Below are 20,721 nucleotides of genomic sequence, written 5' to 3'. Positions count from 1 at the left end.
ATGTAAACAGTACGGCCATGACCGAGCTTAAAAACATACGTAACTTCTCCATCATCGCGCATATCGACCATGGTAAATCCACCCTGGCCGACCGCCTGATCCAGTCAACCGGTGCGCTGACAGACCGCGAGATGAAAGCCCAGGTGCTTGATTCGATGGATATCGAGCGCGAACGCGGCATCACCATCAAGGCACAAACTGTTCGGCTCGAGTATAAAGCCAGGGACGGCCAGCACTATACGCTCAACCTGATGGATACACCCGGTCACGTTGACTTTGCCTATGAAGTCAGCCGTTGTCTCAGCGCGTGTGAAGGCTCGCTACTGATCGTGGACGCCAGCCAGGGCGTTGAGGCCCAGACGCTTGCGAATGTGTATCAGGCGATTGAAAACGACCATGAGATTGTGCCGGTCTTGAACAAGATCGACCTGCCCGCGGCGGAGCCGGAGCGGGTGCGCCAGCAGATCGAGGATGTGATTGGCCTTGATGCCTCGGAAGCGGTGGAATGTTCCGCCAAGTCCGGCATCGGTATCAGTGAAGTGCTTGAGGCGATTGTAACGCGCCTGCCGGCCCCCGAGGGCGACCCCGATGCGCCGCTGAAGGCGATGCTGGTGGACAGCTGGTATGACAGCTACCTCGGCGTCATGGTGCTGGTGCGTGTCATTGACGGCAAGATAAAAAAGGGCCAGACCATCAAGATGATGGCCGCAGGCAGCGAGCATCTTGTGGAACGTGTCGGCGTCTTTACACCCAAGGGTGTGATCGTGCCGGAGCTCGGCCCCGGCGAGGTTGGTTTTATCACAGCCAGCATCAAGGAAGTGGCGGACACCAACGTGGGTGACACCATTACCGACGCGAAAAAGCCGTGTACCAAGGCATTGGCGGGCTTTAAACCCAGCCGCTCTGTCGTCTTCTGCGGCCTGTTCCCGGCGGATAGTGCCGAATTTGAGCGTCTGCGTGATGCGCTCGGCAAGCTCAGGCTCAACGACGCCAGCTTCGAGTTCGAGACCGAAAGCTCGGCCGCGCTTGGTTTTGGTTTCCGCTGTGGTTTCCTTGGCATGCTGCACCTTGAGATTATTCAGGAACGCCTGCTGCGCGAGTTTGACCTTGATCTCATCACCACCAGCCCGAGCGTGATCTATAAGATCCACAAAACCGATGGTACGCTGGAGGAACTGCATAACCCCGCCGACATGCTCGACGTGGTGAAGATCGAGTATATTGAGGAACCATGGATCAACGCGACCATTCTGGTGCCGGATGAGCATCTGGGCGCTGTGTTGAAACTGTGTGAAGACAAACGCGGTATTCAGGAAGACCTGACGTACGCGGGTGCGCGCGCTATGGTGAAATACAAGCTGCCGCTCAATGAGGTGGTTTATGATTTTTATGACCGGCTCAAGTCGGTCAGCCGCGGTTACGCAAGCTTTGACTATGACATGGCGGGCTATCAGGAATCGGACCTTGTGAAAATGTCTATTCTCGTGAACGCCGAGCCCGTGGACGCGCTCGCCATGCTGGTGCACCGTAGCCAGGCTGAAGGCCGGGGTCGGGCGCTGTGTGAGCGGCTGAAGGACCTCATCCCGCGCCAGCTGTTCAAAATCCCGATCCAGGCAGCGATTGGTGGCCGGGTCGTGGCGCGGGAGACCATTTCCGCCATGCGCAAGGATGTGACGGCCAAATGTTATGGTGGCGACATTACCCGGAAGAAAAAGCTTCTGGAGAAGCAGAAAAAGGGTAAAGCCAAGATGCGTATGTACGGCAAGGTCGAGATTCCGCACACAGCGTTTATTGCTGCCCTTAAAATGCGTGAAAACTGACTTGGCCCAAGCCAGAAACAAATAGAAAAACCGGCTGATCGAGGCCGGTTTTTTTATTACCATTTCAAAGCCTTAGCGCCTGGCTGATATATAACCGGATCGGCCCTTCCGGAAAAATTTTCGATAACTCATCGAAAATTGCACTTTTTCTCGCGCCGTTTACCCGTTGTTAACAGGCTTCATTCTATAAGAAAGATGCTGATACAGCCTAATAGCTCCCTTGATCTGACTGTGTCGCGCGGAACCGCATGTCCTCCCCCGAAATGCGGTTCCGCTTTTTTATGTGCCCCCAAATTTCCCCGATCCGTGTCAGCAGGCTTGCAACTCTGTGCAAGATGAATTTCAATAGGGTTGGGGGAACATGAGGGTGGCATATGGCTTTGAAATCACTGCGGATTGTAAACGCTCTTAAAGGTCTGTCAGTTGCCTTGCTGTTGGCGGTTTTCCCCGCACAGGCGGTGGTCGCGCAGGGCATCCTGGCGCTTGAGCAGGATCCGCGCCAAATGGCCCTTGATGTTTTTTCCGGCATCAATCGTAATTCACCTCCCGCGACTGTTGCACTCAAGCTCTCACAACTGATCAACGCCTACCGTTTTCGCTGTACACGCCTGACCGATTATCAGGTGTTCAGTGCGCGTCCGAACATGATTGACGTCAAAGCCAAATGCAGTGGTGATCCGCTTTATGGTGTAACCGTGGCGTCCAACGGGTATGTGGCGGTTTATGGCGGCAATGGCATGGTTTCGCCACTGGACAGGCGCGACGGCTTGATCGTCAGCTTTGCAGCTGACGGCCGGCTTGAATCCGATTCCCGGGTGACAGCAGGTGAAGCCTTTGACGAAACGGTTGAACGCCTCGAACTGGGGGATGACTTTAACCTGCTTTATGTCCTGGGTCTTTTTTCGGTACTTCTGGCGGTCGTGACCGCGATCGCAGTGATCTGGCTGCGTATGTGGCGCACCCGTAAGGGTAAAAAGCGGCGCCACCGGGGCATCAAGCCGATGGCCAAGCATGCCGTTTCGGCTTCCTCCAGGGTGAAAGACCAGCTTCTCAAGGAAAGTGAACAGCTGAGCAGGAAGCTATATAAACATCCGTCTGAAACCTATATCGCGCGCGGAAAATACGGCAAGCGCCGGTTCTTCAAGTCGCGCTTCTGGGCGACAACCTATATCAGGTTTGGCTGGCGTATGTTTGAAGTCAGCTCGCCGGAGCCAATTGGTATGCCCGATATGGAAGGTGCCTCGGACGTGGCGGCACCAGAGTAAGGCCTGTGGTCTAACGCTGGAAGGGGGGCTTCCAGTCAATGCCCGTGACCAGCACCACAAGATGGGCGGCAAAAACAAACAGGCCGACCAGTGCGATGAACTGGATGTAAAATGGTGGCACGAGCGGCACCACCCCGGTCACGTGACGCTTTTCCTTGATTCGGCCGAACCACCAGAGCGCGGCACACAGTGCCATACCGATCAATGTATGGATAAGGGACACACGGATTTCCTGCCTTGCGGGTAGCTCTTCGGGTACCCTAATTGATTGCGGGCCTAATTGGTTTTGGGGGAAAAGTCCGGTTTGCCAAAATGGAAGCCCTGGCCAAAGTCAACCCCGAGTGAACGCAGAAAGTCAGCCTGGAAGCGGTTTTCCACATGTTCACCAATGGTTTTAACACCAAGGTCGGCACACAGTCGTACGATGGAAAGCAAAAATGTCGGCCGGTAGCCCGGGCTGTTCATATCGCGCACATATTCGCCGTCAATCTTGACATAGTCCACATTGAAGGCACGCAGATACTGGTAGCCCGCGGCGCCCGCGCCAAAATCATCAAGACATATGCGATAGTCGAGTGCTTTGAGGTCATTAAATACCGCCTCGGCTTTTTCGAGCTTGGTGATGGCGGCGGTTTCCGTCAGCTCAAGGAGAATAGAGCGGGAGACATCCTTGGCGCCCTGGAAGACGTCCATCAACGCGGCGAGGTAGCGGTCGCTTTCAATGGTGCGGCCTGAGAGATTGACGGCGAGCGTGAGCGGCGTGCCCAGCTTTTTCATCTTGCGCACATAGTCGATCGCCTTTTTGCTGATGGCGATGTCAAACTCCTCGATGATGCCCACTTCCTCGGCAAAGCGGATGACCTCCAGAGGCGTGCTGTCCCCCATGCGCTCATCAAAGCGGCTCAACACCTCATTATGGTGGATATCTCCGTTGGAGAGCGAGACAACGGGCTGGAAGGCGATGTTAAAGCTGCCGGTTTCGATCATGTTGCGCATCTGCACCACGCGGCGCTGGGCATCGCCCGCCATGTCCTCATATGCGGAAGAGAGCGATTCGAAATCCACTTTGCCCTTGGCGGCGCAGAACTGGTTCAGCACATATGAAAGCGTGCGCAATATCTGGTCTTCCGACACATCGTCAAAATCCGACGCCAGGGTTGAATAGGCGGCTTTCAGCTTAACTTTGTCATCCACTTTCGCCAGGGTGGCTTCCAGCTGTTTGCCGTCGCCCTTGGCGCGGTGCAGGAAGGCAAAATGCCGGTCGTCGATCTGCCCGGCGATCTCTCCATCCACCGACAAGGTCTTGAGATGCGCGGCCACCTGTTTAAGCAACGTGCGCATATACTGCGGGCCGAATTTTTTCTTTGCTTCCTCGATCCCGTCAACTTCGACTGCGGTCATGTAAAGGTTATTGCCCGCCGGGTTGTCGCGCATGGTTTCACCGGCGAGCTTCATGAAACTCTCGCGCGTCATAAGCCCGGTCTCGGCGCTGATGGAAACGTCGCTTGACCCACTGGTCCCAAGCGGTGCCGCGCGCAGTGCAAGGAAGATTCGGTCGGCTTCCGCCGGCATCCTCAGCGCAAAGAGCCGCAGTGCAAGGCCGCGCCCCTGGCCGGCGGTAAAGCGTACCGGGATCGGCCCGATACGGCCCTTGTGCTCAAGATGTACCAACAGGGCCGAGAAGACGTCCCGGTCATCAGGGTCAATATGGTCATAGATATTATCGCCGATCAGGCTACTGCCCGGCTTGGCGCCGATTCGGTCCACGGCGCCCCCCTCGAAGACGACCTTGCCCTTCGCGTCGATCTCGAAAAAGAGCTCGGCCGCGGCGAAGGCAAACGCGACAAACCGCTCGCGCTCTTTTTTGATGTCGTCAATCGATCCGGACATAAGTTTCCTGCATGTTTGGCGAGGCCCGGTAAATTTTGAACAGGCCCTATATGAATGTATAAGGCTGGCCCCCGTGAATGCCATCATTAAAGCGCAAAGGTAAAAAAAATGTACAACTTTGCAAGCACAGGATTACATTTTAACTGTGGCTTTGCATGCGCGGCGCGGGGTGCTACCCTCCGCTCACCACAGTGGGGTGGGCTAAAAATGAGGGAACATCATGAGGATAAAGGCTTTCTGCCTTGGCGCGCTGCTGGCGGCGACCGCCGGGCACGGGGCGCTTGCTGACGAAGCGGCGACCAAAACCTTCGATTATGAAGACATTTTCAACCTGGAATATGCTACGGGTGCGCGCATCACGCCGGACGGCAAGGCCGTGGTGTATGAGCGCCGCTCCATGGATATCATGAGCGACAGCACCCGCACCAATATCTGGCGCGTGGCGCTGGACGGCAGCGGCCACCGGCCGGTGTTGTCGGGCAAGGCCAGCTACCGCATGCCGCGTTTCTCACCCAGTGGTGACCGCATGGCCTATGTGTCAGCGGTGGAGGGAAAATCCCAGATTTATGTGCGCTGGACCGAGGGCGGCGACACCGCCCGCGTGACAGACCTTCAGTACGGCCCCGGCTCATTGGCATGGTCGCCGGACGGCAAGACCATCGCCTTCACCATGTTTGTGCCCACCAGTGCCAAACCGCTTTTCAGCCTGCCGAAAAAGCCTGAGGGCGCCAACTGGGCAGGCCCCGCCAAAGTGGTGGACCGCGTCACCTACAGGGCGGACGGCGCCGGGTACCTGCCGCGCGGCTTCACCCATGTGTTTACCGTACCGGCAGACGGCGGCACCCCGCGCCAGGTCACCGCAGGCGAGTTCAACCACGGTGGCCCCATCAGCTGGACCGCAGACGGCACAGGCCTCATTCTGTCGGCCAACCGCAATGCGGACTGGCAGCTAAACCCGGTGAACAGCGAAGTGTACCGCGTGGACGTGGAAACCGGTGCCTATACCGCACTGACCGACCGTGACGGCCCGGACGCCAACCCGGAAATCTCGCCCGACGGCAAGCGCATCGCCTATCTTGGTTATGCGGACCAGAAGCTGTCGAACCAGATTTCGGTCCTGAGCGTGATGGACGTGGACGGCACCGGCAAAAAAGACCTGACGCCTGAGCTGGACCGCAGCGTGAGCGATTTCCAGTGGGCGCCGGACGGCAAGGGCCTTTACTATAGCTACGACAATGACGGCAAAACCCATGTGGCCTATGTCAGCCTGTCGGGCAGCGGGCGTATCCTCACCGACAAGCTGGGCGGCACCACGCTTGGTCGGCCCTATAGCTCCGGTGATTTCCGCGTCTCGAAAGACGGCAACCTTGTTTTCACCCTCTCGCGGCCCGACCGGCCCGCCGACCTCGCGGTGGTGAACCGCATCGGCAAGGTGACCGCCATCACAGACCTCAACAGCGACGTGCTGGGCCACAAAAAAATGGCCAGTGTGGAGGAGGTGCGCCTGAATTCAAGCGTGGATAACCGCGCGCTGCAGTTCTGGCTGGTCAAACCGGCGGACTTCGACGCAAGCAAGAAATACCCGCTGATCCTTGAGATCCACGGCGGCCCCCACACGGCTTATGGCCCGCACTTCTCATCTGAAATCCAGATGTACGCCGCCAAAGGCTACATGGTGGTATACGGCAACCCGCGCGGCAGCACGTCATACGGGAATGATTTTGCCAACACCATCCACCACAACTATCCGTCAAACGACTATGACGACCTGATGGACGCGGTCGACACCGTCATCGCGCGCGGTAATGTGAACACGGACGAGCTCTATGTCACCGGCGGGTCCGGCGGCGGGGTGCTGACGGCATGGATCATCGGCAAGACAGACCGTTTCCGCGCGGCCGTTGTCGCCAAGCCGGTGATCAACTGGATCAGCTTCGTGCTGACGGCCGATTTCAGCCCCTTCTTCACCAAATACTGGTTCCCGGACATGCCGTGGAACGCGGTGGAGCATTACTGGAAGCGCTCGCCGCTATCGCTTGTTGGCAACGTGAAAACGCCCACCATGCTGCTCACCGGTGAGGTGGATTACCGCACGCCCATGTCAGAGACGGAGCAATACTATCAGGCGCTCAAGCTGCAGGGTGTCGACAGCGTGATGGTGCGCATCCCGGCTTCGGGCCACGGCATTGCATCCAAACCCAGCAACCTCATCCAGAAAATCGGCAACATTGTCGCCTGGTTCAAGGGCCACGCGCCTGAGGCAGGCAAAGACGGCGAAGGCGCTGAAAGCGACAGGGGCGACAACTGAGGCCCAAAAAAACAGAACCCTCGGTCATATGGCCGGGGGTATCGCTATGACGAGGGGACGAGACACACAAAAACCAACGCGCCTATACTAACAATGATCCCGTGAATATGAAGGATCCACAGGGGCTTGCCGATACTCCATCTTGGAATCCATTTGACGTGAAGACGCAAGGTGGGACACCGTTTCAAACAGCGGTAAAATTTTTCCTTGGTACACAGGCGCGAGTTGCCCATCATGGTACAGGTTCAAAAATGTCCCAATTGGCAGCCTCTGGGTTGATAGGGAAAAAGGCGATCGCATTTGCGTCCGTATTGCAATCCCAAGGCCTGAGTTCAGGTGCAAAATACCTTAATATGCATTTAGTTGAGGGACTTACTACTCTCAATTCGTTTGACCAAATGACTGGGTCTTCAATGGCTTTCTATCAGATTTCCGACGGTGTAGCGACAATCACGATTACCAATCAGCTGTCACTATCTTCACTATCGGGGAGCAATTTTGCAGACATGATTGGGCTGGAGGACTTGGCAAAAGCGTTGGAAGAGGTTGATAGTGAGGTTGAGGGTCCCGGACGTAACTCATATGTTTCGGTGACATTCAGCTACATTCTACCTGAGCAACAGAAGAAGGATGGTACGGACGCAGCAAAAAGTACTGTAGAATTTGATACCTGTAGTTCGGGGGGTACGCGTATTGGCAATGTTGGTACGGGATCGGTCTGCTAGGGTATTCAACACATTTATCAATGTAACGCTGTTAAAACTAAATTTAAAAATAGGCAGCTAGCAAGCACATAGAAGGCGAGATTAAGTATATGCTGATATGGCAACGTAAAAAAAGCGATCTCCTTGAGGCCAAAGACAGGATATCTAGCGCCCAGTTTTTACTGTTGCTATTGTTTGGGATTGCTGTTTTGGCGGGATGTGGGACTAGCTCAACAGAGATAATAGAAGATTTTTCCGGAGTTTACGAGTACCAGAAAGACAAGAAAATACGTATCTCGTTTGAGAACTCTTCTTTTATCGTTGAGCATGAGCAGGTGATTGGAAGAGGACAATATGAGTTATACCAAAGCACCGACGGTAGTATTTTTTTGCAGACTAGACCAGTTTTATCGACTTTTTTGGGTCCGAAGAAACTAGTGGATATCGATAATTCTGAAGGATCAATAGCTCAGGCTTCTTTAGGAGAATACCCGGTAGATACAGGAGCGGGTGGTGTTATTAGGATTCGGCTTGGCGAACGTACTTATGACACTTTATATCAAATTCAAAAATAGTAAAATCAAGGAAATTCCGGGGACAGTATACTGTTATTGACGTCCCGGTCTTTGTTTCCTGGTTTCCTTTTATGGCTCGTATGGCAAGATTGGTGGTTCCGGGGTATGCGCATCACGTAACGCAGCGTGGGGTGCGGCGTATGGCAACCTTCATGCAGGACAGCGATTATTCGGACTATCTGGCCCTTGTGTCTGAGGCTTGCAAAAAAGCAGGCACCGAGGTGTGGGGATATTGCCTGATGCCGAACCATGTGCATTTGATCATGGTGCCTTGCCATAAAGATGGCTTGCGTGCCGTGCTCGGTGAAGCGCACCGTCGCTATACCCGCATGATCAATTTCCGGGAAGGCGCGCGCGGCCATCTGTGGCAGGAGCGTTTTGCGTCTTTTGTGATGGACGAGCAGCATCTGGTTGCCTGCGCGCGGTATGTGGAGCTGAACCCGGTGCGGGCGGGTATGGTCAAGCGCCCGGGCGCATCTTGAGGGCAAAGATGATGCGCTTGTGAAGGTTGCCCCCTTGCTAGAGGAGGTGCCGGATTGGGCGGCGTTGCTGCAGGGTGGCGTGGAGAACGCGGAAATGAAGCGCCTGCAAATGCACGCGCGCACAGGCAGGCCACTTGGCGCTGCTGCCTGGGTTGAACACTTGGAAAAGCAAGAGGGCAGACGCCTCGCCGCCCAACGGCCGGGGCGCCCCAAGAGGGCTGTCAGTGATGATAAATAGTATACTGTCCCCAGAATTTCCTCAGCTCAAAAATGCAACGAATAACGTTGGCCGAGCTACTAATGATATACCTCCTCCTCAGCCAACGATCTGGGATAATATCGCATCACTATTTGATGGATGGGGAGGTTAAACGCCTGTGGTGATTAGTCATGTTAAGTTTTAAAGCAGCTTTTATGGTGCGTGTGTGGCGCTTTAAGGCACTTCGTGCTGTGTCGAGGAATGAACTGGCGAAATGTAGAGAAAACCTACTTAGGATACAGAAGCTGCGCCCTTTGATTTGCACGGAAAGTTTGTTGATTGCATATACATTTTATGCACAGGACAACCATGTGCAGTGCGCTCAATATCTTCGCCGAGCTTCAGAAGCGCTGCATCGAGCGAAGCGCCTTGGTTATGACGATAAACAACACCTTCTCCTCTATATGCACCGTATGTTGCGGTCTCTCAGAGCTAATGAGGGTGTGACAAATATTCCATTGTCCGCGGTTCAGCGATATAACCCAGAAAAGGTTAAGAGCTTCATTCGTCATACATTTGTCGTTCCGCCGACAGTTATTTAGCGTTGCCATAGGCTCCGCCTTCGCGTGAGGGGTTTGCCCACGCGGTGATGTTGGATGATAGCCGCTAGAGGAAGGCGGCGTTGTGTTGCGCTATCCGGCTTTCGATAGGAAAGCGTCGATGGTGCGCATGACGGCGTCCTGGTCCCGCTTGGGGAGCTGGTCGAGTTCCCTGAGCCTCCTGAGCAGGCGTCGGTTCTTGCCCGGCTCCGAAATTCCGGGGACAGTATACTGTTATTGACGTCCCGGTCTTTGTTTCCTAGTTTCCTTTTATGGCTCGTATGGCAAGATTGGTGGTTCCGGGGTATGAATTCCGGGGACACAATACTTAATTGCTCAGGCGTGCAACTGGTGATAGTGTTTTGCCATGGCAAGGCTTGCGCGACTGGTTGTTCCCGGTTGTCCGCCTGCGCGTCCTGCGCGTAACCTTGCGGGGCGTTGCACCGGTTCGCTGCATGTGCTCAGGCTTTCCGGCGCGCCTTTACAGGAAGTTAAGCAGGCTCATGCTGCCGTTGCTGCTGCATGACGCGGTGCCAGCGGTAAATGTGCTCGCACTCAACGCCTGTGATATGCGCATGGATGTCTCATAGTTTTTGACGATTGCATCGTAATAGCTCTGGTCCAGCCCGGCGGCCTCCCTTTCCTCAGCACTCATTGAGGAATATTGCGTGATCAGCCTTTTTGAAAAATCAGTGGGGTTGCCGCTCATGTTTGATTGCTGGAACGCGCCCTGCACCGATGCGCCAACACGTGATTTCCTCTCCTGCTTTGCGGCGATTATTTCGCTGCTGCTGAACTGGCCGGACATGCCGACAGCAATGGCGGACAAGGCCTTGCTGCCGAAGTCTGACAGTCCCTCCAGGCCGGCGGCGCCGTCAAGCACCCTGCGGGCCTCAGTGGCGACAGCTTCAAGGTTGCTTTTTCCCGATACCAAACCATCCGCCAGCCGCTCAAGGTAATCCGCGACCGGGTCGTGGTCAGGCAGCGCATCAATGTAATGGCAACACGGAGGCGCAATATGTAATCACGCCCCTGGCTTTAATGCCTAGTGCTGCCATTCTTCCTTGAGGAAGGTTGCTTCCTCGCCGGTCAGCGAGACTTCGTATTTGGCCTCAATACCGTTCGCGTCGCGGGTGTAAAACTCATAAATGATGGTGCCATTGTCCTGATCGCTTTCAATAATGCGGGCGGGTTTGACGCCGGGCACATGGCCCAGCAGTTCTTCCTGTACCAGCGCGGGCACGATCTCCCACAGTACATCGCGCTGTATTTCCACCACCTGCCACTGGCCGTCGTCGTCCAGCATCATATCAAGCTCGATCTCGTTACCCGTGTCATCATGACCTTCAAGGTCAAAATACTGCCGCCCGCCGCGCATTTCTTTCTCTGCTTCAGTGAACTTGAGCGCGGGGCGCTTGGCGGTTGCGGCGGCCAGCACCGCGGCAGGAACCTCCGCAATTGGTACTTCCATCTTGTGGTTCAGGCTTTTACCGACCTCCCGGGCATGATCATCGGCGTGGGTAACCGGTGTCAATGCGAGGAGGGCGAGAGCAATCGTTGGCGTTTTAAGGGACAACATGGTCGGACCTTTCCAGTGATTTGAATATAGTGTGTGCCGTGAGGGGCTATGACAAATGTACCGCAAGGCGTGGCCGTGCATCCATGAAAATGGGACCATATCACGATTGATTGATGGCGCGCCACGGTGCCAATGGTGTGCGGTGTGCGCCCCTGTTTGCTGGCCGGTCCACGATCCTGCATCAGGGGCTGGTTTGACAAAAATGGGCATTTCATGGCATAAGCTGGCCAACCAAGAGTTTGACATTCAAGGCCTCTGCAGTGCGGGGGCCTTAGTCATTTTAAGCGATCGCACAGCTATGGGCCGCAGGAATGCGGCCTTACGCATGTGCACGAGACGTACAACAACAGGAGAATGACATGGAAATCGGTACACTGGTCTCACTGGCGCTCTATTTTATCGCCATGCTCGGGATCGGCCTGTATGCCTACCGCACCTCCACCGACGATGTGTCCGGCTATATGCTGGGCGGGCGGCAATTGAGCCCGGGGCTCGCGGCGCTGTCGGCGGGTGCCTCGGATATGAGCGGCTGGCTGCTGATGGGTCTGCCGGGGGCGGTTTTCCTGTCCGGTTTTTCAAACGCGTGGCTGGGCTTCGGCCTGTTTCTGGGGGCGTTTGCCAATTATCTGATTGTGGCACCCCGCCTGCGTGTTTATACCGAGGTGGCGGAGGATGCGATCACCCTGCCGGAGTTTTTTGAGCGCCGGTTCGAGGATCGCTCCATGCTGCTGCGTGTCATCCCGTCCATCGTGATCATTGTGTTTTTCACGCTTTATACGTCGTCTGGCGTGGTGGCGGGCGGCAAGCTGTTTGAAAGCTCGTTTGGCCTGTCGTACGAGCTCGGCCTGTATATCACCGCGGGCGTGGTGGTGACCTATACACTGTTTGGTGGTTTCCTGGCGGTCAGCATGACGGACTTTGTACAGGGCTGTATCATGTTTGTGGCGCTGGTGATGGTGCCCACTGTCGCCTTCTTTGACTTTGATGGTATGGGGGAGTTGATGACCGTCACGCGGAATATCGACCCCACCCTTGTCAGCCTGACAAGCGGGATCACCATTGTCGGTATCATTTCCGCCATGTCGTGGGGGTTGGGGTATTTTGGCCAGCCGCATGTGATTGTGCGCTTCATGGCTATCCGGTCCGTTGGTGATGTGCCAAAGGCGCGCCGCATCGGCATGAGCTGGATGTTTGTATCGGTGATCGGTGCACTGGCAACCGGTTTCATCGGACTTGCGTATATGACCAAAAACGGCCTGTCGCTGGAAGACCCGGAGACGATTTTCATCGTGCTGTCGCAGCTGTTGTTTCACCCGCTGATCGGCGGTTTCCTGCTGGCGGCGATCCTGGCGGCGATCATGAGCACGATTTCAAGCCAGCTTCTGGTGTCGTCAAGCTCGCTCACGGAAGATTTCTACAAGCTTTTTGTGCGCCGGAACGCCAGCCAGACAGAACTGGTGACGATTGGCCGCCTGTCGGTTGTGGTGGTGGCGTTGATCGCCATCGGCCTTGCCTATGACCGGTCGTCAAGCGTGCTGTCGCTGGTCAGCAACGCCTGGGCTGGGTTCGGCGCGGCATTTGGTCCGCTTGTTGTCATGAGCCTGTTCTGGAAACGCATGAACGCCAAGGGTGCCATTGCCGGCATGATTGCCGGCGCGGTAACCGTGCTTGTATGGATTTACGGGCCCATTACCTTCGGTGGTGAGGCCGCGAGCGCGGTGCTTTATGAAATCATTCCGGGGGTGATCGTCTCCACACTCACGACCATCATCGTCAGCCTCTTGACCGCACCTCCCGGTCCTGGTGTGCGGGAAGGTTTTGCCAAGATGGAAAAAGCACTCGCCGACGGGATGGCGTCCTGAGGTAGCTTGTCCCTGAGCATAAAAAAAACGAATGGCCCGGCCGCATCACGCAGCCGGGCCATTTTGTAACGGCTGATGTGGCTTATTCCTTTATGTAGATCACATTGCCTTCCACCATGGTCATTACGGCCTCCGCCTTGGGGATTTCCGCCGGGTCCACCGTCATCAGGTTGACGGAAAAAGCGGTCAGGTCCGCCTGCTTGCCCACCGTGATGGAGCCGATCTCGTCTTCTGCGAAGGAGGCGATGGCTGGCCACAGCGTGAACATCTTGAGCGCGTCCGCCCGGCTGACCGCTTCTTCGGCGTGCCAATTGTCCCCTTGGAAACCCGCGAGGTCATGCCGGTAGATAGCAGCGTAAAACTCAATCAGCGGGTCACCGCGTTCAACCGGCGCGTCCGAGCCACCGGCGACGATCATCCCGCTATTGATAAAGCTTTGCCATGCGTAGGCGCCGACAAGGCGTTCCTCGCCCAGCCGGTCGGGTGCGAAGTGCAGGTCGCCAATCGCGTGGCTTGGCTGCATGCTGGGGATTACGCCCAGTGCCTTGTAACGCGGGATGTCTTCCGGGCTGACGATCTGGGTATGCTCGTCACGCCAGCGTGGCTCAGTGATGGCGCGTTCAACGCTGGGGATCTCGTCCATCACTTCCTCATACCAATCGAGCAACAGGCGGTTGCCCCGGTCGCCAATGGCGTGGGTGTTGACCTGAATACCAAGCGACAGCGCTTTCCTGAGGATCGGCATGGTATCTTCTTTGGTGGTCAATAGCAGGCCGGATGACGCCGCGTCGGCATAAGGCTCTAGCAGGGCCGCCCCGCGCGAGCCGAGCGCCCCGTCCATATAAAGCTTGATCGCGCGGGTGACGATATGGCCATTTGTGCTGGTGCGGTGCCCGCCGACAAAAAGATTGTCCGCATCCTCGGGCTCGATGGAGTTATAGACGCGGATTTTGACATCGCCGGTGCCGGTCAGCATCTCAAGTGCCTCAACATGGGACCAAGGTACAGACATGTTATGCATGCCGGTCCAGCCGTAACGGGCATATACATCGCTTGCCACGCTCAGTTGTTGATTAAGGTCTGCCTCTGTTTGTTCAGGGGTAAGGCCTCTCAGCAGGCTCATCGCCGCATCAATGAACATCCCGGTGGGTTCGCCGAGCGCGTTTTTCAGGATATCGCCGCCATAAGGGGGCTGTGTGGACCCATCGATCCCCGCGATCTCGAGCGCTTTTGAGTTTGCTACAAGTGCGTGACCGTCAGCGCGAGTCAGGATAACCGGCATATCAGGCAGCACGGCGTCAATATCCCAGCGCGTGGGGAAACGCTTTTCCGGCCAGTGGGTTTCAATCCAGCCGCGACCATAGAGTAGCGGCGCATCATGGTCTGCGGCCCAGGCGACCAGTGTTTCCTTGAGCGCCTCAATGGAAGGCGTGCCTTCAAGGTTGAGGGTCAGTTCGCGTTGGCCAATGCCTGCCATATGGGCATGAGCATCCGTGAAGCCGGGGAAGAGGGCGGCACCATCAAGCGCCATCACCGTTGTGGCGTTGCCAACCATGGCTTCAGCCCCCGTACGCGAGCCAACGTAGATAAAACGCCCGCCCTTGATGGCAACAGCTTCAGCCTGCGGCATGGTGTCATCGGCGGTGTAGATTGGTCCGCCCCAGATGACAATATCTGCGGCATTCTGTGTGGCGGTACTCACGCTATCCTGTGCGGAAGCCGCGCTGGCCCCCATCAACAGGGCGGCACATAGCCGGGCAAAGTGGCGCATTGTATTCCTCCTCCTGAGATACGCCCATGCTATGGTTTCAAAAAGGCCTGTCAAGCGATACACTTGCGTAATGGGGCCCCTGTCTGCCAAAGTGCAGCGGGCGGGTTGATTTATTGTGAAGGAAGCGGTGCATGCGCGGCGCGATTGTAGCCTTGCTGTTGTTGATGTGGATGCCCTTTGTCGTCTTCAAACCCTATGTCGGGGTCTTGTTGTGGGACTGGATTTCGCATATGAACCCGCACAAGCAGACATTCGGCTTTGCCAGAAGCTTTCCCTTCCTTGACGCAGTGGCGGCCCTGACTTTTCTCGGACTTATTCTCAGCAAAGATAAAAAAAACCTGCCCGGACACCCGGTGATTGCTGCGATGCTGCTCTATTTCCTATGGACAGCCTTCACCACGCTTACAGCTTTTGAGCCCAACTACTCGTCCGGGAAACTGCTGTATCTGTTCAAGGTGATGCTGTTCGCTTTTGTCGCTACGGCGGTGATGCAGTCTCCCAATCGCGTGAAAGCGTTCGTTTATGTTATGGCGGCCTCGCTTATGTTTATCGGCATAAAGGGTGGCTTGTTTACTTTCATAACTGGCGGCTCTGGACGTGTGCAGGGCGCAGGCGGCATGATGGAAGATAACAACCAACTCGCGATGGCGATGGCCATGCTGCTGCCGCTTTCCATATACTTGGTTCAATTTCCGCCGCATAGATTACTCAAGTGGCCTGCAATCGGGGCGACACTGACGATCATCGTCTCCATCGTCGGCACCCAGTCAAGGGGTGGTTTTGTCGCCCTCGCCAGTGTGCTGGGTATGATGCTTCTGAAGTCAAAGTATCGTTTCAAGCTTCTCGCTGTGTCGATTCCTTTGATTGTTGGTGGGTTTTTTCTTGTTCCCGACAGTTGGAAGGCTCGTATTCAGTCCACGGAAAGTGCGACCGAGGATTCCAGCTTTCTCGGGCGTGTGGTTATGTGGAAGTTCTCTTCCAACCTTGCTGATGAAAATCCGATTGAAGGCGGGGGGTTTAATGTATTTTATGTCAGGCGTGCCCTCGAACTTTATCTTCCACCAGGTCATAAGGGTCGGGCACCGCATTCGGTCTATTTCGAAGTTTTAGGCGAGCATGGCTATGGGGGGCTTTTTCTCTTTCTGACCATGTTGTTTACGGCTTGGTATGCTGCAGGTACAAATGCCAAACGTTTCAGGCCGTATGAGCAGACAAGATGGCTGGGCGAGTTGAGTGCGGCACTCCAGTTGGGGCTGGTAGGGTATGCCGTGGGGGGCTTGACCGTGAATATCGCAACATTTGATTTGTTCTATCACTATATGGCGGTTGTTGTGATGTGCTCCAACGTCGGCAACCACCTGCTGACCAAGCAACTGACAGTCAATCAAGGCGGGGTATCGGTCGCCGCTTCCACAAAGTGGGCGCCTCCCAGGCCGGTGAGCCAGCGCACACAATCTCAGCCAGCGCAAAACCAGGCGGGGTAATTATTGTGGGGGGTGATCTTCCCGGCTTTCGGCATCGCGGTGCATGCGTGCGAAAGTACTTTCTCCTGACCCTGCCGTACGCCGCATCAACGCCACCACAAGCCCGATCACCGCACCCGCGGTGATAACGGCAGCAAACATCATGAAAAAGCCCAACACTGAAGCAAACAGGCTGTACATGCTCTCGCATTCGCCATCGCACATTGTATCCGCGGGATTGCCAACCCAGAGGCGAAACGCGGCATAAGCGACGAGGCTGAGGACAACAAGCCCGATAATGTTGCGGGTACCCAACAGGAAAGTGGCTTTCCGGCGGCTGCGCTGGCGCTTCTTGATGAACGGGTTATCGGACATGGCGGCACTATGGGGCCGCCCCGGGGTGTGGTCAAGCAGGATATGGCTTATAGAAGGTTGTGCTTCTTGAGGGCGTGGCGCAACTGGTCATAACTGAGCTCCAGATGACTGGCGGCGGCTCGCTGGTTGAAACGGTTTTCCTTGAGTGCGTGTTCAAGCAGGCGCTTTTCATGGGCAGCAACTTCCGCACGGAAGTCGAACCGTCCCTTCGGCAGCGCCGGTTTTTGGTCTCCCTGTCTGGGTTCTTCGTTTACAGGGGGCGTGCTTTTGGGGGTTTGGGCGGCCGGGCGGTAAGGGCTGTCAAATGGATCGAAATTGATGTTGCAGATGGGCCGCTCTCCGTCCCAGGCGCAGTAGATAGCCCGCTCCACCACGTTCTTGAGTTCCCGCACGTTGCCAGGCCAGTGGTAATCGAGCATCGCCTCGGTGGCGATCTCGCTGAAACCAGGGAAAGTCAGCCATTCGAGTTCGCGTGCCATCTTGCGCCCGAAATGGTCAGCCAGCGTCATAATGTCTTCGCGGCGCGCGCGAAGAGGCGGTACAGTCAGTACGTCAAAGGCCAGCCGGTCAAGGAGGTCGTGCCGGAACTCGCCGGCCGCCGCCGCCGCCGGCAGGTCGATGTTGGTGGCCCCGACCACACGTACATCTACTTCAATGGTGTCATTTCCACCGACCCGCTCGAACTCGCCATATTCTATGACGCGCAGCAGCTTCTCCTGTGCGGCCATGCTCATGGTGCCAATCTCGTCGAGGAACAGGCTGCCTTCGTCCGCAGCTTCGAAACGACCGGCACGTCTGCCGCGCGCACCGGTGAAGGCGCCTTGTTCGTAGCCGAACAGCTCGCTCTCAAGCAGGGTTTCAGCGAGGGCCGCACAGTTCATTTTCTGAAACGGTTGGTTCCAGCGATTTGACAGATAGTGCAGGCGTGCCGCGATCAGCTCCTTGCCGGTCCCGCGCTCGCCGATCACCAGCAGGGGTCGGTCGAGGGGAGCAGCGCGGCTGATCTGGTCCATAAGGTCCAGAAAGGCGGGTGAACTGCCGATGATTTGATCTTGTCTGATTTCCATGTGCCAATACTAAGTAAAAATTACTAACTATTGGGAATAATTATATAGCTTTGTGTGGTCTTTGCAAGGGATAAAATTAAATAACTTTTAAAATCAATAGCTTATGATTTTTACAAAAACTGGCACGCACCCTGCAAATATAGGGGTGTCAGCGAGAGATGATTAAAAAAAATGACTGACAACAACAATAACAGACAGCGAAAACAGAACTAAGAGGACAAGACAATGAACAAGATGTTGCAACTCAGCTCGGCACTTTCCAGCATCAACCGGACAAGCGAGGAAGTTGATGGTTTGATTGCCAGCTTCGGCCTGATCCGCCAGTCGGAAGGCCGGAATGTTACTGGCCGCCGCACGCGCCGCATCGAACGTCGCCGTCGCCGTCTGCACTAGTTCTGAACCTTGTGCCCGGCGTCAAGCGAGGGACGCCGGGCAGCAGCTTAAAAAGAGGCCAAAAGATATAAATCCGGCCCAGGTTGCACCCGATGCATAAATCGGGGAGGACGTCCCAAAAAATGGCCAGCGAATGCCACCCGGGACACGTAGCGAGGAAGCTTAAAAGGGCGAGACCCTAAGAAAGGAAACAAAAAATGGGTATTTTTTCCCGACTGACCGACATTATCAACTCAAATATCAATGCCATTCTCGACAAAGCCGAGGATCCGGAAAAAATCATCCGTATGGTTATCCAGGAAATGGAAGACACGCTGGTTGAAGTCCGGTCTTCCGCCGCGAAGACGATCGCGGACCAGAAGGACCTTGAACGTCGGATCGGCAAGGTGAAAAAGGCACAGGCCGAGTGGGAGAAAAAAGCAGAGCTTGCCATCTCCAAAGGCCGTGACGACCTTGCCAAGGGTGCCCTGATTGAAAAAGCCAAAGTGGCTGACATGGAAACGCACCTGACGGAAGAACTGAAGCATCTTCAGGACGCGCTGACCCGTATTGAAGAAGACGTCATCAAGCTTGATGCCAAACTTCGGGAAGCCCGTGCGAAAAAGGCCAGCATCCAGGCCCGCCACAAGTCGGTATCCAATCAGGTGCGTGTGCGCAAGAACCTCTATGATGGTCGTATTCAGGACGCGTTTGACCGTTTCGACAAGGTTGACGCCCGTCTTGACCGCCTTGAAGGTGAAGCAGAAGCTATGACAATGGGGCGCGGTGAGAACCTTGAAGACCAGTTCCGCGAACTGGAAGCCGATGATGACATCGAGCAGGAGCTCGCAGCACTCAAGGCAAAAACAACAGGCGGATCTGCGAAAAAAGCACCCGCTTCCACTCCGGCTGTTAAAAAAGCAGCATCGAAATAATCAGCGCCTGCCACTGGGTGGCACGCCCTCCCGGTGGCAGGCCAAAACAAAAATAAAAAGAGGAAGAGGCTGATAAAATGGAAGTTGTTGTAATCCTATTGCTGGTGGTGGTCTTCCCGCTCTGGATCATTTTCCATTACATTACGAAATGGAAGCAGATGAAGGGCATCACGGCTGAAGACGAAGCATCGCTCGGTGACCTGCGTAGCGCCGCCGACCGTCTTGAAGAGCGCCTGCGCACCATGGAACGCATCATGGACGATGAAGTTCCCGACTGGAGGAGCCGCCATCATGACAAATTATAAAACACGTCCCACCAAGCTCTACAAGATCCCGCAAGAGGGTCGCTTCATGGGGGTTTGTGCTGGCATTGCCGATTACCTCGGCGTCAAGGTTGGCCTGGTGCGGTTTCTGACTGTTGTGGGTGCTATATTCACTGGCTTCTGGCTCTTCATCATCGGGTATCTGGTACTTGGCATGGCGCTGGATCCCCAGCCCGACGATCTCTACCGCGATGATGAGGAAGAAGAATTCTGGCGTCAGACCCGCAAGAGCCCGGACTATACCGCGGCTGAACTGCGCCGCCGCTTCCGCGATATCGAACGTCGCACCAGCGACATGGAGGCCTATATGACCAGCAAACGTTTCCGTCTGGAGCGCGAGCTTAGGGCCCTCGAAGACTAAAGCTTAGACACTCTCTTTCCGACCTCTCCGGACGTGAAAGACAAGGGCGGTGATTTCACCGCCCTCTTTTTATACGCGTTTACCGTTGCCTGAGGCCCGGCAGCCCCCTAATACTATGATCACAGTCGTTGAATGGGGCGCGTGTATGATTAGGTGTATTCAGGATAACCCGATTTTCCGGACAGTCTATGAAGTGTGGGACAGCCTGAGGGTTGACGGCGAGCTTGTGCCAACACGTGACAAGTTCAATCCCATGGCACTGGGAGCAGCGCTTCCCAATGTGGTGCTGGTCGAAAGGGTGGACCGCGCCCGCTATGAATACCGGGTGATGGGCACGGCAGTTGCGGCGCGCCAGCAGGAGAACCCGGTAGGTTTCAACATGCTTGAGTATTTTGTGCCTGAAGTCAGAGAATTTTTGGCTGGCTGGTTCGAAGCCATGTCCTTCTATGGATGCGGCACCCTTACCAGCATGGATCTGGTTTATAATAACGATCCCAAGCGCGCGGCTCAAGCTCTGGGCCTGCCCCTTCTCGGTCGTGGCGGCTTGGGGCACTATTATCTGTTCGGCAATTATGCATGGGGCGACGGTCCGGCCGATGACCTTGGCGGGCTTGTGAGCGCAGGCGCAAATGACCTGGGGTGCATTGGTGTTGACATCGGTGCCGGCCTGCCGAACCTTCCCAACCAGCCTACCCGCTAGGAGCACAATACTTCGGGGCTCTGCCCGTGAAACAAAGGGCGATGGTGTCACCGTCCTTTGTTTTATTACCC

General features: G+C 55.7%; 20 protein-coding genes and 1 pseudogene. 14 read left to right on the top strand and 7 right to left on the bottom strand.

Annotated features, from left to right (window positions below; genetic code table 11):
* The first annotated feature begins 17 nt into the window (after positions 1 to 17).
* Together lepA and OEU85_RS14220 are read left to right on the top strand one after the other, a co-directional pair.
* A complete protein-coding gene (gene lepA, locus OEU85_RS14225; protein WP_262692172.1) occupies positions 18 to 1,820 on the top strand; it encodes a translation elongation factor 4 in 1,803 nt (600 codons plus the stop codon).
* Positions 1,821 to 2,194: 374 nt separating this feature from the next.
* Entirely contained in the window at positions 2,195 to 3,085 is an 891-nt protein-coding gene (locus OEU85_RS14220) for a hypothetical protein (protein WP_262692171.1), read from the top strand.
* A 10-nt stretch (positions 3,086 to 3,095) separates the two neighbouring features.
* Here the strand turns inward: OEU85_RS14220 and OEU85_RS14215 are convergent, their stop codons facing one another.
* Positions 3,096 to 3,308 carry a hypothetical protein gene (locus tag OEU85_RS14215; protein ID WP_262692169.1) on the bottom strand — a complete coding sequence of 71 codons (213 nt, stop codon included), beginning with the start codon at positions 3,306 to 3,308 and terminating at the stop codon, positions 3,096 to 3,098.
* 53 nt (positions 3,309 to 3,361) lie between these two features.
* Complete coding sequence (locus OEU85_RS14210) at positions 3,362 to 4,975, bottom strand: EAL domain-containing protein (protein ID WP_262692168.1); 1,614 nt, start codon at positions 4,973 to 4,975, stop codon at positions 3,362 to 3,364.
* Between the two features lie 220 nt (positions 4,976 to 5,195).
* On the opposite strand from OEU85_RS14210, the gene OEU85_RS14205 reads away from it, so the two are divergent.
* The 5 genes and pseudogenes from OEU85_RS14205 to OEU85_RS14185 all read left to right on the top strand — a co-directional run bounded on the left by OEU85_RS14205 (position 5,196) and on the right by OEU85_RS14185 (position 9,845).
* Positions 5,196 to 7,283 (top strand): S9 family peptidase, encoded by a 2,088-nt coding sequence (locus OEU85_RS14205; RefSeq protein ID WP_262692167.1) that lies wholly within the window; start codon positions 5,196 to 5,198, stop codon positions 7,281 to 7,283.
* Between the two features lie 107 nt (positions 7,284 to 7,390).
* The gene (locus OEU85_RS14200) at positions 7,391 to 8,008 is read left to right on the top strand and encodes a hypothetical protein (protein ID WP_262692166.1); all 618 of its coding nucleotides are present in this window, start codon (positions 7,391 to 7,393) and stop codon (positions 8,006 to 8,008) included.
* An 89-nt stretch (positions 8,009 to 8,097) separates the two neighbouring features.
* Entirely contained in the window at positions 8,098 to 8,562 is a 465-nt protein-coding gene (locus tag OEU85_RS14195) for a hypothetical protein (RefSeq protein WP_262692165.1), read from the top strand.
* Between the two features lie 71 nt (positions 8,563 to 8,633).
* Positions 8,634 to 9,282: pseudogene (locus OEU85_RS18635) on the top strand (transposase).
* Positions 9,283 to 9,434: 152 nt separating this feature from the next.
* Positions 9,435 to 9,845 (top strand): hypothetical protein, encoded by a 411-nt coding sequence (locus tag OEU85_RS14185; RefSeq protein WP_262692163.1) that lies wholly within the window; start codon positions 9,435 to 9,437, stop codon positions 9,843 to 9,845.
* 478 nt (positions 9,846 to 10,323) lie between these two features.
* On the opposite strand, the gene OEU85_RS14180 is transcribed toward OEU85_RS14185, so the two are convergent.
* Both OEU85_RS14180 and OEU85_RS14175 read right to left on the bottom strand, forming a co-directional pair.
* A complete protein-coding gene (locus tag OEU85_RS14180) occupies positions 10,324 to 10,776 on the bottom strand; it encodes an HMG-box domain-containing protein (RefSeq protein ID WP_262692162.1) in 453 nt (150 codons plus the stop codon).
* Positions 10,777 to 10,887: 111 nt separating this feature from the next.
* The gene (locus OEU85_RS14175) at positions 10,888 to 11,421 is read right to left on the bottom strand and encodes a hypothetical protein (protein WP_262692161.1); all 534 of its coding nucleotides are present in this window, start codon (positions 11,419 to 11,421) and stop codon (positions 10,888 to 10,890) included.
* Between the two features lie 359 nt (positions 11,422 to 11,780).
* Here OEU85_RS14175 and putP point away from each other — a divergent pair, with 359 nt between their 5' ends.
* On the top strand, positions 11,781 to 13,283 hold the full coding sequence (gene putP / locus OEU85_RS14170; protein WP_262692160.1) for a sodium/proline symporter PutP: 1,503 nt from the start codon (positions 11,781 to 11,783) through the stop codon (positions 13,281 to 13,283).
* 82 nt (positions 13,284 to 13,365) lie between these two features.
* Here the strand turns inward: putP and OEU85_RS14165 are convergent, their stop codons facing one another.
* On the bottom strand, positions 13,366 to 15,054 hold the full coding sequence (locus OEU85_RS14165) for an amidohydrolase (RefSeq protein WP_262692159.1): 1,689 nt from the start codon (positions 15,052 to 15,054) through the stop codon (positions 13,366 to 13,368).
* Between the two features lie 131 nt (positions 15,055 to 15,185).
* Here OEU85_RS14165 and OEU85_RS14160 point away from each other — a divergent pair, with 131 nt between their 5' ends.
* A complete protein-coding gene (locus OEU85_RS14160; RefSeq protein ID WP_262692158.1) occupies positions 15,186 to 16,538 on the top strand; it encodes a putative O-glycosylation ligase, exosortase A system-associated in 1,353 nt (450 codons plus the stop codon).
* Here OEU85_RS14160 and OEU85_RS14155 read toward each other — a convergent pair whose 3' ends face one another.
* Positions 16,539 to 16,892, bottom strand: a complete 354-nt coding sequence (locus OEU85_RS14155; RefSeq protein WP_262692157.1) for a hypothetical protein — start codon at positions 16,890 to 16,892, stop codon at positions 16,539 to 16,541.
* Between the two features lie 47 nt (positions 16,893 to 16,939).
* The gene (gene pspF / locus OEU85_RS14150; RefSeq protein ID WP_262692156.1) at positions 16,940 to 17,959 is read right to left on the bottom strand and encodes a phage shock protein operon transcriptional activator; all 1,020 of its coding nucleotides are present in this window, start codon (positions 17,957 to 17,959) and stop codon (positions 16,940 to 16,942) included.
* Between the two features lie 225 nt (positions 17,960 to 18,184).
* Here pspF and OEU85_RS14145 point away from each other — a divergent pair, with 225 nt between their 5' ends.
* From OEU85_RS14145 to OEU85_RS14125, 5 genes are all read left to right on the top strand, one after another.
* Positions 18,185 to 18,352 carry a hypothetical protein gene (locus OEU85_RS14145; protein WP_262692155.1) on the top strand — a complete coding sequence of 56 codons (168 nt, stop codon included), beginning with the start codon at positions 18,185 to 18,187 and terminating at the stop codon, positions 18,350 to 18,352.
* Positions 18,353 to 18,549: 197 nt separating this feature from the next.
* On the top strand, positions 18,550 to 19,266 hold the full coding sequence (pspA, locus tag OEU85_RS14140; RefSeq protein ID WP_262692154.1) for a phage shock protein PspA: 717 nt from the start codon (positions 18,550 to 18,552) through the stop codon (positions 19,264 to 19,266).
* 77 nt (positions 19,267 to 19,343) lie between these two features.
* The gene (gene pspB, locus OEU85_RS14135) at positions 19,344 to 19,571 is read left to right on the top strand and encodes an envelope stress response membrane protein PspB (protein ID WP_262692153.1); all 228 of its coding nucleotides are present in this window, start codon (positions 19,344 to 19,346) and stop codon (positions 19,569 to 19,571) included.
* Positions 19,558 to 19,950 carry an envelope stress response membrane protein PspC gene (gene pspC, locus OEU85_RS14130; RefSeq protein ID WP_262692152.1) on the top strand — a complete coding sequence of 131 codons (393 nt, stop codon included), beginning with the start codon at positions 19,558 to 19,560 and terminating at the stop codon, positions 19,948 to 19,950. Before pspB ends, pspC begins: the two co-directional genes overlap by 14 nt.
* 145 nt (positions 19,951 to 20,095) lie before the next feature.
* Positions 20,096 to 20,650 (top strand): PAS domain-containing protein, encoded by a 555-nt coding sequence (locus OEU85_RS14125; protein WP_262692151.1) that lies wholly within the window; start codon positions 20,096 to 20,098, stop codon positions 20,648 to 20,650.
* Positions 20,651 to 20,721 lie beyond the last annotated feature (71 nt).

Source organism: Kordiimonas aestuarii (genome assembly GCF_025574465.1).
Classification (GTDB): domain Bacteria; phylum Pseudomonadota; class Alphaproteobacteria; order Sphingomonadales; family Kordiimonadaceae; genus Kordiimonas; species Kordiimonas aestuarii.
This window is presented reverse-complemented; position numbering and strand designations above follow the sequence as displayed.

Excerpts from the sequence above, each read along its gene's own strand:
- lepA (WP_262692172.1), top strand. The coding sequence starts at position 18 with ATGACCGAGCTTAAAAACATACGTAACTTCTCCATCATCGCGCATATC.
- OEU85_RS14220 (WP_262692171.1), top strand. The coding sequence starts at position 2,195 with ATGGCTTTGAAATCACTGCGGATTGTAAACGCTCTTAAAGGTCTGTCA.
- OEU85_RS14210 (WP_262692168.1), bottom strand. The coding sequence starts at position 4,975 with ATGTCCGGATCGATTGACGACATCAAAAAAGAGCGCGAGCGGTTTGTC.
- OEU85_RS14205 (WP_262692167.1), top strand. The coding sequence starts at position 5,196 with ATGAGGATAAAGGCTTTCTGCCTTGGCGCGCTGCTGGCGGCGACCGCC.
- OEU85_RS14200 (WP_262692166.1), top strand. The coding sequence starts at position 7,391 with ATGAAGGATCCACAGGGGCTTGCCGATACTCCATCTTGGAATCCATTT.
- OEU85_RS14195 (WP_262692165.1), top strand. The coding sequence starts at position 8,098 with ATGCTGATATGGCAACGTAAAAAAAGCGATCTCCTTGAGGCCAAAGAC.
- OEU85_RS14185 (WP_262692163.1), top strand. The coding sequence starts at position 9,435 with ATGTTAAGTTTTAAAGCAGCTTTTATGGTGCGTGTGTGGCGCTTTAAG.
- OEU85_RS14175 (WP_262692161.1), bottom strand. The coding sequence starts at position 11,421 with ATGTTGTCCCTTAAAACGCCAACGATTGCTCTCGCCCTCCTCGCATTG.
- putP (WP_262692160.1), top strand. The coding sequence starts at position 11,781 with ATGGAAATCGGTACACTGGTCTCACTGGCGCTCTATTTTATCGCCATG.
- OEU85_RS14165 (WP_262692159.1), bottom strand. The coding sequence starts at position 15,054 with ATGCGCCACTTTGCCCGGCTATGTGCCGCCCTGTTGATGGGGGCCAGC.
- OEU85_RS14160 (WP_262692158.1), top strand. The coding sequence starts at position 15,186 with ATGCGCGGCGCGATTGTAGCCTTGCTGTTGTTGATGTGGATGCCCTTT.
- OEU85_RS14155 (WP_262692157.1), bottom strand. The coding sequence starts at position 16,892 with ATGTCCGATAACCCGTTCATCAAGAAGCGCCAGCGCAGCCGCCGGAAA.
- pspF (WP_262692156.1), bottom strand. The coding sequence starts at position 17,959 with ATGGAAATCAGACAAGATCAAATCATCGGCAGTTCACCCGCCTTTCTG.
- OEU85_RS14145 (WP_262692155.1), top strand. The coding sequence starts at position 18,185 with ATGAACAAGATGTTGCAACTCAGCTCGGCACTTTCCAGCATCAACCGG.
- pspA (WP_262692154.1), top strand. The coding sequence starts at position 18,550 with ATGGGTATTTTTTCCCGACTGACCGACATTATCAACTCAAATATCAAT.
- pspB (WP_262692153.1), top strand. The coding sequence starts at position 19,344 with ATGGAAGTTGTTGTAATCCTATTGCTGGTGGTGGTCTTCCCGCTCTGG.
- pspC (WP_262692152.1), top strand. The coding sequence starts at position 19,558 with ATGACAAATTATAAAACACGTCCCACCAAGCTCTACAAGATCCCGCAA.
- OEU85_RS14125 (WP_262692151.1), top strand. The coding sequence starts at position 20,096 with ATGATTAGGTGTATTCAGGATAACCCGATTTTCCGGACAGTCTATGAA.